The sequence below is a fragment of the Thermus sp. 2.9 genome (assembly GCF_000794385.1).
Taxonomy (GTDB): domain Bacteria; phylum Deinococcota; class Deinococci; order Deinococcales; family Thermaceae; genus Thermus; species Thermus thalpophilus.
Genome location: NZ_JTJB01000018.1, coordinates 17,292 through 27,719, shown reverse-complemented (window position 1 = coordinate 27,719; position 10,428 = coordinate 17,292). Strand labels below are relative to the sequence as shown.

The window sequence follows — 10,428 nt, the reverse complement described above, 5'->3', positions numbered from 1 at the left end:
CCCCGAAGCGCTATACTCCCCCACAGGAGGCCACAGGTGAAGGCCAAGCCTAAAGTCACGCGCAAGCGTACCTCGCAGAAGAGGGCGAAAACCTTCACCGGAGCCCACGCCCTCCTCCTCTTCCCTTCCGGAGAAGACCACAAGGCCACCCTGGACCTCATGCGCCGCTTCTCCGCCGCCGTGCGCTACGCCTACAACCGCTTGCTTGAGGGTCAGACCAGGGAGAACCTCAAACGGCAGGACGGCCCCCTCTGTTTCTTCTCCCGCCTCAACACCCGCCACGCCGACGACGCCGTCTTGAAGGCCCAGGCCGTTCTGGACTCCGCCCGGGAGAGAGGAGAAGACCCCCGGAAGGTCGCCTTCGGGGGAAGGAAGCTCTTTGAGACCCTGAAGCGGGGGCACCTCTCGGGTAAGCCCCTGAAGGAGCTCAAGCGGGAGTGGAGGGAGAAGCGGCAAGGCACGCTCTACTCCCGTGGGGACAAGACCAAGGGGGGCAACCTCAACCTGAGGCTCCTCGTCAAGGAAGGAGCCCTGTGGCTCCGGATCAACCTCGGAAACGGAAGCTACGCCCACGCCCTGGTGAAGACCTCTCACCCAAACCTTAACGCCCTCCTCAAGGTGTTCCCCTGGCGGGGAAGCAACCAGAGGGTGTACGCCTCCCTTCCCTACAACGTGGAGCTCTCCCTCAAGGACGGCAAGGTCTACGCCACCTTCACCTGGCTCCTCCGGACCCTGGAAATCCTCCTCCGCCTGGAGCGGCCCTTCCTGGTGAACGTGAACCTGCCGCTCAAGCCCAAAGGGTTCCTCTGGACCCGGCAGTCGGTGCGGGCCTACGAGGGGGTGGTGATCCCGGGGGAGGACCCCATGGGCCGCCCCTTCTACTGGTTCGCCTCGAGGCCCCTCAAGGAGGCGGAGGAGGGGACGGACCGCTGGGCGGTGGCCCAGGGCTTCGTCTCCGCCACGCCCCTCCGCCTGGACCTCACCGACGAAACCCGGCTCCAGCCCACCCTGGCCCATGATTAGCGTCCTCATCCCCACCAGGGGGAGGCCCGGGTTTGTGCGGGAGGCCCTTCCACTTCCCGGCGCGGCGGGCCACGGCTACAGGGTGATCACCTGGTCCACCCGGCCCGCCAAAGCCCGGTAGAGGTCGGGGAAGCACCCCACCTCCACCCCCTCCACCACGTGGGGGGACACCCGGCACGTCCCAGGGGTCTTCCGCCCCTCTCCTTCCGGGGTGCACCAGCGGGGCTCCCCCTCGGCCAGGCCCCGCTCCAGAGCGCAGAGGTCGCACATCATGAGGAGGATGCCCTTCTCCTTGGCCACCTTGGCGAGCCGCTCCCCGATGGGGTTCCCTTTCTGCAGCACCAGGGTGTTGTCGTCAAAGAAGAAGATCCCCACCACCTCCACCCCGTGGGTCCCCGCCTCCAGCTGGGGGAGGATCATCTGGCCGAGCTTGTGGCTTGCCGCCCTAGGGCTTGAGAGCACGTAGGCCACGCGCACGGTTCACCTCCGCGAGCGCAGTATAGGGGATCTTCCTTTTGCATGGGGCCGCAGGGGGGCCTTCCTGGGGTCCGGAGGGCGTCTTCCTTCTCCCTCCGGACGGAGGTAGAGCTGGGCCCCTGGGAAACCCCCCTCCCTTGATCCTTGGCAGCTCCTATGCAAATCTGAGCCAAGATATGAACTACCTTGGAAAAACGGAAGTGTTCCTCAACCGCTTCGCCCTACGGCCTCTGAACCCCGAGGAGCTTAGACCTTGGCGCCTCGAGGTGGTTCTGGACCCTCCTCCGGGGCGGGAGGAGGTGTATCCCCTTCTCGCCCAGGTGGCCCGCCGGGCGGGGGGCGTCACGGTGCGCATGGGAGACGGCCTCGCCTCCTGGTCGCCCCCTGAGGTCCTGGTCTTGGAGGGCACCTTGGCGCGGATGGGGCAGACCTACGCCTACCGCCTCTACCCCAAGGGGAGGAGGCCTCTGGACCCCAAGGACCCGGGGGAGCGGAGCGCACTTTCGTCTCTGGCCCGAAGGCTCCTTCAGGAGCGCCTCCGGCGCCTCGAGGGGGTCTGGGTGGAGGGGCTTGCGGTGTACCGGAGGGAGCACGCCCGGGGGCCCGGGTGGCGGGTGCTTGGGGGGGCGGTCTTGGACCTTTGGGTCTCCGACTCGGGGGCGTTCCTCCTGGAGGTGGACCCCGCTTACCGGATCCTCTGCGAGATGTCCCTCGAGGCCTGGCTTGCCCAAGGCCACCCTCTGCCCAAACGGGTCCGGAACGCCTACGACCGGCGCACCTGGGAGCTTCTCCGGCTGGGAGAGGAAGACCCCAAGGAGCTCCCCCTCCCGGGCGGCTTAAGCCTCCTGGACTACCACGCTTCCAAGGGCCGCCTCCAGGGCCGGGAAGGGGGGCGGGTGGCCTGGGTGGCGGACCCAAAGGATCCGCGAAAGCCAATCCCCCATCTGACGGGCCTTTTGGTGCCCGTCCTTACCCTGGAAGACCTTCATGAAGAGGAGGGAAGCCTGGCCCTCTCCTTGCCTTGGGAAGAGCGGCGTCGGCGGACCCGGGAGATCGCCAGCTGGATCGGCCGGCGCCTGGGGCTGGGCACACCTGAGGCGGTGCGCGCCCAGGCGTACCGCTTGAGCATCCCCAAGCTCATGGGCAGAAGAGCCGTGAGCAAGCCTGCGGACGCCCTCCGCGTGGGGCTTTACCGGGCCCAGGAAACCGCCCTGGCCCTCTTGCGCCTGGACGGGGCCCAAGGATGGCCGGAGTTTCTCCGGCGGGCCTTGCTCCAGGCCTTTGGGGCGGGCGGGGCTTCCCTCCGTTTGCACACCCTCCACGCCCATCCCTCCCAAGGCCTGGCTTTCCGCGAGGCGCTGCGGAAGGCCAAGGAGAAGGGGGTCCAGGCCGTGCTGGTCCTCACCCCGCCCATGGCCTGGGAAGACCGCAACCGCCTGAAGGCCCTTCTCCTCAGGGAGGGCCTTCCCAGCCAAATCCTCAACGTCCCCCTCCGGGAGGAGGAACGCCACCGCTGGGAGAACGCCCTCCTGGGCCTTCTGGCCAAGGCGGGGCTTCAGGTGGTGGCCCTGAGCGGCGCCTATCCGGCGGAGCTCGCCGTGGGCTTTGACGCTGGCGGAAGGGAGTCCTTTCGCTTCGGGGGCGCGGCCTGCGCCGTGGGCGGGGACGGCGGCCACCTCCTCTGGACCCTCCCCGAGGCCCAGGCCGGGGAGCGGATCCCCCAGGAGGTGGTCTGGGACCTCTTGGAGGAGACCCTCTGGGCCTTCAGACGCAAGGCGGGGAGGCTTCCTTCCCGGGTCCTCCTCCTTCGGGACGGCCGCGTGCCCCAGGACGAGTTCGCCCTGGCCTTGGAGGCCCTTGCCCGGGAAGGCATAGCCTACGACTTGGTTTCGGTGCGCAAGTCGGGAGGGGGGCGGGTCTACCCCGTGCAGGGGCGCCTGGCGGACGGGCTTTACGTCCCCTTGGAGGACAGGACTTTTCTCCTCCTCACCGTCCACCGGGATTTCCGGGGCACGCCCCGACCCCTGAAGCTGGTGCACGAGGCGGGGGACACGCCCCTCGAGGCCCTGGCCCACCAGATTTTCCATCTGACCCGCCTCTACCCGGCGAGCGGTTTCGCCTTCCCCCGGCTTCCCGCTCCCCTTCACCTGGCCGACCGCCTGGTGAAGGAGGTGGGCCGGTTGGGGATCCGTCACCTCAAGGAGGTGGACCGGGAAAAGCTCTTCTTCGTTTAGTGCCCAAGCGGGGCGGAACCCGGGAAAGGCCCCGGTCTGGGCGCGGCGGGCTAGGAAAAGGGCACACCAAATCCTGCGCCTGGCCCCTTAGGACGAGGCCATGAGGCGCGTAGGGTTTATCGGCCTTGGGCGCATGGGCTTGCCCATGGTCTAGAACCTGGCGAGGGCGGGCTACGAGGTTCTGGCCTGGAACCGCACGCCTAAGGAGGCGGCGGGGGCCGGGGTGGTGGTCACCGTGCTGGCGGACGGAACCTGGCCCACGCCGAACGGGAGGGGGTCACGGAGGAGGAGATCGCCCGCAGGACCACGGCGGGCATCCCCCTCAGGCGCTACGGCAAGCCGGAGGAGGCGGCGGAGGTGGCCGTCTTCCTCCTCTCTCCCCGGAACGGCTACCTCACCGGGCAGCAGGTCCTGGTGGACGGGGGGCTGGCGGTGTGACCCCGGGTACCGCTGGCCTACCGGGCCACCCGCCTTCCCCCCAGGTACACCGCCTCCACCCGCAGGTCCTCGCCCAGCACCAAAAGGTCCGCCCGCTTGCCAGGGGCGATCTCCCCCCGGTCCTTTAGGCCCAGGTAGCGGGCGGGGTAGGTGGAAAGCCTCCGCGCCGCCTCCTCCAGGGAAAGCCCGAAGGCCACCAGCTTGCGGAGGGCCTGGTCCATGGTGAGGGTGCTCCCCGCCAGGCTTTCCCCGAGCCACACCCCCTCCCCCCGCTTCTCCACCCGCTGGGCCCCCAGGGGGTAGACCCCATCCGGCATCCCCGCCGCGGCCACGGCGTCGGTGACGAAGTAGAGGCCGGGGACGCTCTTCAGGGCGAGGCGCAAGGCGGCGGGGTGCACGTGGAGGCCGTCGGGGATGAGCTCCGCCCAAAGGCCCCGCTCCAGGGCCAGGCCCACCACCCCCGGGGCGCGGTGGTGGAGGGGGGTCATGGCGTTGAAGAGGTGGGTAAAGCCCTGGGCCCCCGCCTCCAGGGCGTGGAGGGCCTCCTCGTAGCCTGCGGCGGTGTGGCCGAGCTGCACCCGGACGCCCCGGCCTACCAGGAGGCGCACCAGCTCCAAGGCCCCGGGGAGCTCGGGGGCCAGGGTCACCACCCGGACGGGGGCCCGGGCCAGGAGGTCTTCCATCCAGGCGGGGTCGGGCTTCTGGGGGAAGGGGGGCTGGGCGCCGAGGCGCTTGGGGCTGAGGAAGGGGCCTTCCAGGTGGACCCCGAGGAGGGCCTCGCATTCCCCCATGGCCTCGGCGATGCCCCGAAGGGCCTTCTCTATGGCCTCCGGGGGTGCGGTGACGGTGGTGGGGAGGAGGCCCGTGGTGCCGTGTTGGAGGTGGAAGCGGGCCATCCTGAGCACGGCCTCCTTCCCCTCCATGGCGTCCGCCCCTAGCCCCCCGTGGACGTGGAGGTCCAGGAAGCCGGGGAGGATGTAGGGGCCCTCCACGGGGGCCTCCTCCACGGCCAGGATGCGCTCGGAAAAGTGGAGCCTTCCCCGCACGAAGCCCCGAGGGGAGAGGATCCGGCCTTCCAGGGTCACGGGGTCATTATCCCCTGACCTTCCCCTGACTTGCGCTCCTTACTTTGAACTCGGAGGTGAGAAGCATGAAGCGAAGGGACATCCTGAAAGGTGGCCTGGCTGCGGGGGCCCTGGCCCTCCTGCCCCGGGGCCATACCCAGGGGGCTCTGCAGAACCAGCCTTCCTTGGGAAGGCGGTACCGCAACCTCATCGTCTTCGTCTACGACGGGTTTTCCTGGGAGGACTACGCCATCGCCCAGGCCTACGCCCGGAGGCGGCAGGGCCGGGTCCTGGCCCTGGAGCGCCTCCTCGCCCGCTACCCCAACGGGCTCATCAACACCTACAGCCTCACCAGCTACGTCACCGAGTCCAGCGCCGCGGGGAACGCCTTCTCCTGCGGGGTGAAGACGGTGAACGGGGGGCTCGCCATCCACGCCGACGGGACCCCCCTCAAGCCCTTCTTCGCCGCGGCCAAGGAGGCGGGGAAGGCCGTGGGGCTCGTGACCACCACCACCGTCACCCACGCCACCCCGGCGAGCTTCGTGGTGTCCAATCCCGACCGGAACGCCGAGGAGAGGATCGCCGAGCAGTACCTGGAGTTCGGGGCCGAGGTGTACCTTGGGGGCGGGGACCGCTTTTTCAACCCCGCCAGGCGCAAGGACGGGAAGGACCTCTACGCCGCCTTCGCCGCCAAGGGGTACGGGGTGGTGCGCACCCCCGAGGAGCTCGCCCGTTCCAACGCCACCCGGCTCCTGGGCGTCTTCGCCGACGGCCACGTGCCCTACGAGATTGACCGCCGCTTCCAGGGCCTTGGGGTGCCGAGCCTCAAGGAAATGGTCCAGGCCGCTTTGCCCCGGCTTGCCGCCCACCGCGGGGGCTTCGTCCTTCAGGTGGAAGCGGGGCGGATTGACCACGCCAACCATTTGAACGACGCCGGGGCCACCCTTTGGGACGTGCTGGCGGCGGACGAGGTCCTGGAGCTCCTCACCGCCTTCGTGGACCGGAACCCGGACACCCTCCTCATCGTGGTCTCGGACCACGCCACCGGGGTAGGAGGGCTTTACGGGGCCGGGCGGAGCTACCTGGAGAGCTCCCGAGGGGTGGACCTCCTGGAGCCGCAGCGGGCGAGCTTTGAGCACATGCTCCGCGTCCTCGGCCAGGCCCCGGAGGCCTCCCAGGTCAAGGAAGCCTTCCGGGCCATGAAGGGGGTGGACCTCGAGGACGCCGAGGCGGAAAGGGTGGTGCGGGCCATCCGGGAGAAGGTCTACTGGCCGGAGGGGGTGCGCCAAGGGGTCCAGCCCGCCAACACCATGGCCTGGGCCATGGTGCAGCGGGACGCCAAGAAGCCCGACCGGCCCAACATCGGCTATAGCTCCGGCCAGCACACGGCGAGCCCCGTGATGCTCCTCCTCTACGGCCAGGGCCTGCGCTTTGTGAACCTGGGCCTCGTGGACAACACCCACGTCTTCCGCCTCATGGGGGAGGCCCTGGGCCTCCGCTACCAGAACCCGGTGATGAGCGAGGAGGAGGCCCTGGAGATCCTCAAGGCCAGGCCCCAGGGGATGCGCCACCCCGAGGACGTCTGGGCCTAAGGGCCCGGGTCGCGGGATCGGCCGGGGCCCGGTTCCCCTCCGTGGGAGCCGGGCCTTTTGGCTTCCTGGGCGGGAACCTTGCCCCCGCCGAGGGGCAGGGCCCGCCCCGCCACCAGGAGGTAGGCCTCCTGAGCCGCCTCGGCCAAAAGGGCGTTCACCTGGCCCAGGAGGTCCCGGTAGCGGCGGGCGAGGGGGTTTTGGGGGACGATCCCCATCCCCACCTCGTTGGAGACGGCGATGACCCTCTTGCCGCTTTCCTCCACCGCGCTTAGGAAGCGCCTCGCCTCCAAGAGGGGGTCCAGGCCCCGTTCCATCAGGTTGGCGACCCAGAGGGTGAGGCAGTCCACCACCACGGTGGGGTGGCGGGCCCGCTTCAGGGCCCCCGGAAGGTCTAGGGGCTCCTCCAGGGTCTCCCAGGTGGGGGGGCGCTCCTCCTGGTGGCGGCGGATCTTCTCCGCCATCTCCTCGTCCCGGGCCTCGGCGGTGGCGATCAGGGTGGCGAAGGGCCCGGCGAGCCTCTGGGCGAAGCGGCTCTTGCCGCTCTTTGCTCCTCCCAGGAGGAGGACGAGGCCGGGGGGTGGGGGCGGGTCTACGTCCGGGGCTTTCGCCCCGGTGGGGCTTGCGGGGAAGACCCTCCCCGTAAGCCCCAGGGCCCGGTGGAGGGCCCTTAGGTCCAGGTGGCGCTCCAGGGCGTCCGCCAGGGCCTCCAGGCCCTCCTCCAAGCCCCGCGCCTCCCGGCCGAAGAGGGCCTTCTGCACCCCGGGGTTTTCCAGGAGGCCGTGGAGCCAGGTGGCGAGGAGGCTTCCTTCCTGGTGGAAGAGGGGGAGGCCCTGGCCGTGGTGGATCTCGTACCCCTCCACCTCGAGGCCCTCAAGCCTTCCCCAGTACCCGGAAAGCCCCTGAAGCCTTACCCGCCTCCGCTCCACCGTCTTCTCCCGCGCCATCCGCACCCGGTAGGGGAGGAGGCCGAGGCCGGGGAAGTGGCCCCTTTCCTCCACCCCTTCCTCGTCCAGGAGGGCTTCGGAAAGCATCTCCGCCCCTCCGCAGACGGCGAGGACGGGCTTGCCCGCCTCCAGGTGCCTCTGGATCAAGGGGAGGAAGGCCCGAAGCCAGGGGAGGTCCCGCGCCGGGAGGCGGCTTCCCGGGAGGATGAGAAGCCAGGCCCCTTCCGCCTCCTCGGGGCTATGGGCGTAGACCACCTGGGCGAGCTCGGAGAGGGGCCAGAACTCGTCCAGGTTGGCGGCGTGGGGGTAGCGGAGGAGGGCCACCTTGGGGCCATTCCCGGCGGGCTGGCGGTAGCGGAACCCGTCCTCCTCGGGGAGGGCGAGGGGAAGGAGGGGGAGGGTGCCGAGGACGGGGAGGCCGGTCCAGTCCCTGAGGAGCGCGTAGGCGGGCTTCAGGAGCTCCAGGTCCCCCCGGAACTTGTTGAAGGCGAAGCCTATGAGCCTCTTTCGGTGCTCCCCCAGGAGGGCCCAGGTGCCGTAGAGCGCCCCCAGGGCCCCGCCCTGGTCCACGTCGGCCACCAGGAGGGCCTTGGCGTCCGCCCACTCGGCCGCTTTTAGGTTCGGGAGGTCGGGCCAGAGGTTCCGCTCCACCGGGCTTCCCGCCCCCTCCAGCACCAGGAGGTCGTACTCGGCGAGGAGGCCTTCCAGGGCCTCGCGGACGGGGGCCTCGAGGTGGGGCCTCCTTTCCTTCCAGGGAAGCCCGGAGAGGAAGGGATCCACCTTCCCCCACACCACCACCTGGGCGCCCCTTTCCCCGAAGGGCTTCACCAGGACGGGGTTCATGCGCACCTCAGGCTCTACCCCCGCCGCCAGGGCCTGGAGCCACTGGGCGGAGGCCATCTCCCCGCCCCGCACCACCCGGGCGTGGTTCGCCATGTTCTGGGCCTTGAAGGGGGCGGCCTCGAGGCCAAGCCTTTTGAAGTGGCGGAGAAGCCCTGCCGCGAAGAGGCTTTTCCCCACCCCGCTTCCCGTGCCCCAGACGATGAGGGCCTTAGCCCTTCCCAAGGCGCACCTCCACGGCCTTGAGGATTGTTTGGGCGTCCTCCAGGGCCTTCTTGGCCTCCTCCGGGGGGAGGTCCCGAAGGAGCCGGGCGAGGCTTTGGCCCCACGGGTCCAGGCCCAGGGCGATCCAGAGGGCCTTTAGGGCCTTCTCCCCCGCCTGCTGGGCGAGGAAGGCGGTCTGGGCGCGCTTGCCCCTCTCCAGGAGGGCCTCTCCCGCCTCCCAATCGTCCCAGGCCTGGGCGAGCCAGCGGTGGGCCTCACGTAGGCGCTTTTCCACGCTCATAGATGGGCTTCGCCTCCCGGAGAACCCCCTTGAGGAAGGGGAGGTCCCGGCGCTCCCTACACTCCTCGGGGGTGAGGACGATGGCCTCCACGGGGAGGGGGGCGTCCTGGAGGAGCTCCAGGACGAGGCCGATGCGCTCAAGGGGAGGAAGGGGGGTGCGGGCCACCACCAGGAGGTCCAGGTCCGACCTCCGGTCCGCCGTCCCCCGGGCGTGGGAGCCGAAGAGGTAGATGGCCTCCAGGTCCAGGGCCGCCCGTAGCCGCCCCAGGGCCTCCTCCAGGTAGCGGGCAAGCTCCGGGGTCATGCCCTGAGTTTACCCGCGAGGACCTCCTCCAGGGCGAGGAGGAGGGCCCTTATGGCCTCCTCCCTCTGGGCGGAAAGCCTGAGCCACTCGGGGAGGCCGAAACTGGTGCAGTCCCGCACCCTTATGCCCCTTTCCCTCAGGGCCTTCGCCACCTCCGTGGCCCGGCCCACCCGCGCCATGAGGAAGTTGGCGGGGCTTTCCCGGACCTCGAGGCCAAGCCTCCTAAGCCCCTCGGCGAGGAGGCCCCGGAGGCGGAAGAGCTCCCTTTTGCTCCCCTCCAGCCAGGCCCGGGCCTCCGGGTCCAGGTGGGCGTGGAGGAAGGCCTCCCCGTAGACGGAGAGGGGCCAGGAAGGGGCCAGGTTCTGGAAGTGGGTGAGGTCCAGGGGGGCCAGGAGGTACCCCGCCCTGACCCCCGTGAGGCCGTGGGCCTTGTTGGGGCTATAGAGGCGGAAGGCCGTTTGGGGGAGGGGCGGGGGGGATTCCATGAGGTCGTAGTAGGCGAGGTCCAGGACCAGGGCGCCCCCTGCGCGCCTGGCCGCCTCCTCCAGGAAGGGGTAGACCTCCCCCGTGGGGTTGTTGGGCACGCAGAGGAAGGCGAGGGAACTTTTGGGAAGGAGCTCCAGGAAGGCCTCGGGGCTTTCCGCCTCCCAGAGGGGCAGATCCAGGGCCCGGGCGGCCCGGGCGTACTCGCCGAAGGTGGGGGGGAGGAGGAGGATGGGCCCCCGCAGGTAGGTCCAGCGGGCCAGGCGGTGGATGAGCTCGCTCGTTCCCGTGCCCACGGCCACCTGTTCGGGAGAGACCCCGTGGGCCTCGGCCAGGGCCCGGCGTAGCCTCCGGTAGAGGGGGTCGGGGTAACGGCTCGGGTCGGCCCTTCGCAGGTAGGCCAGGGCCACGGGGTTGGGGCCTAGGGCGTTGGCGTTGGTGGAGAAGTCGTAGAGGGGCTCGGGGCCCTCGTCGGTGCCCCCGTGGATGGGGCGGAGGACGTCGTCCAGCATGCCTTCCATGGT

9 protein-coding genes and 2 pseudogenes are annotated in these 10,428 nt (G+C 70.0%); 5 read left to right on the top strand and 6 right to left on the bottom strand.

Annotated elements, in window-relative coordinates; genetic code table 11:
- Positions 1–36: 36 nt before the first annotated feature.
- Positions 37–720, top strand: a pseudogene (locus QT17_RS05455) (IS200/IS605 family accessory protein TnpB-related protein); the annotation flags it as partial.
- A pseudogene (locus QT17_RS14985) lies at positions 718–1,023 on the top strand (5'/3'-nucleotidase SurE); the annotation flags it as partial. The pseudogenes QT17_RS05455 and QT17_RS14985, both read left to right, overlap by 3 nt.
- A gap of 75 nt (positions 1,024–1,098) precedes the next feature.
- Here the strand turns inward: QT17_RS14985 and QT17_RS05450 are convergent.
- A complete protein-coding gene (locus QT17_RS05450; RefSeq protein WP_008631445.1) occupies positions 1,099–1,500 on the bottom strand; it encodes a SaoD/DsrE family protein in 402 nt (133 codons plus the stop codon).
- Positions 1,501–1,676: 176 nt separating this feature from the next.
- On the opposite strand from QT17_RS05450, the gene QT17_RS05445 reads away from it, so the two are divergent.
- The gene (locus QT17_RS05445; RefSeq protein WP_039457454.1) at positions 1,677–3,734 is read left to right on the top strand and encodes an argonaute PAZ domain-containing protein; all 2,058 of its coding nucleotides are present in this window, start codon (positions 1,677–1,679) and stop codon (positions 3,732–3,734) included.
- A 252-nt stretch (positions 3,735–3,986) separates the two neighbouring features.
- Positions 3,987–4,172 carry an SDR family oxidoreductase gene (locus QT17_RS13275; protein ID WP_081424951.1) on the top strand — a complete coding sequence of 62 codons (186 nt, stop codon included), beginning with the start codon at positions 3,987–3,989 and terminating at the stop codon, positions 4,170–4,172.
- A gap of 17 nt (positions 4,173–4,189) precedes the next feature.
- Here the strand turns inward: QT17_RS13275 and nagA are convergent, their stop codons facing one another.
- Positions 4,190–5,257: an N-acetylglucosamine-6-phosphate deacetylase gene (nagA, locus tag QT17_RS05440; protein WP_052037951.1), complete on the bottom strand. Its 1,068-nt coding sequence runs from the start codon at positions 5,255–5,257 to the stop codon at positions 4,190–4,192.
- A 65-nt stretch (positions 5,258–5,322) separates the two neighbouring features.
- Here nagA and QT17_RS05435 point away from each other — a divergent pair, with 65 nt between their 5' ends.
- Positions 5,323–6,828, top strand: a complete 1,506-nt coding sequence (locus QT17_RS05435; RefSeq protein WP_039457452.1) for an alkaline phosphatase — start codon at positions 5,323–5,325, stop codon at positions 6,826–6,828.
- Here QT17_RS05435 and QT17_RS05430 read toward each other — a convergent pair.
- Genes QT17_RS05430 through QT17_RS05415 form a run of 4 tightly spaced genes read right to left on the bottom strand, consistent with a single transcriptional unit; the run spans position 6,825 to position 10,416 of the window.
- Positions 6,825–8,837 (bottom strand): cobyric acid synthase, encoded by a 2,013-nt coding sequence (locus tag QT17_RS05430; protein ID WP_039457450.1) that lies wholly within the window; start codon positions 8,835–8,837, stop codon positions 6,825–6,827. The genes QT17_RS05435 and QT17_RS05430 overlap by 4 nt on opposite strands.
- Positions 8,824–9,117 (bottom strand): HEPN domain-containing protein, encoded by a 294-nt coding sequence (locus QT17_RS05425; protein WP_039457448.1) that lies wholly within the window; start codon positions 9,115–9,117, stop codon positions 8,824–8,826. Before QT17_RS05425 ends, QT17_RS05430 begins: the two co-directional genes overlap by 14 nt.
- Positions 9,092–9,421 carry a nucleotidyltransferase domain-containing protein gene (locus QT17_RS05420; protein WP_039457445.1) on the bottom strand — a complete coding sequence of 110 codons (330 nt, stop codon included), beginning with the start codon at positions 9,419–9,421 and terminating at the stop codon, positions 9,092–9,094. The genes QT17_RS05425 and QT17_RS05420 overlap by 26 nt, the downstream gene beginning before the upstream one ends.
- Positions 9,418–10,416 (bottom strand): histidinol-phosphate transaminase, encoded by a 999-nt coding sequence (locus tag QT17_RS05415; protein ID WP_039457443.1) that lies wholly within the window; start codon positions 10,414–10,416, stop codon positions 9,418–9,420. Before QT17_RS05415 ends, QT17_RS05420 begins: the two co-directional genes overlap by 4 nt.
- Positions 10,417–10,428 lie beyond the last annotated feature (12 nt).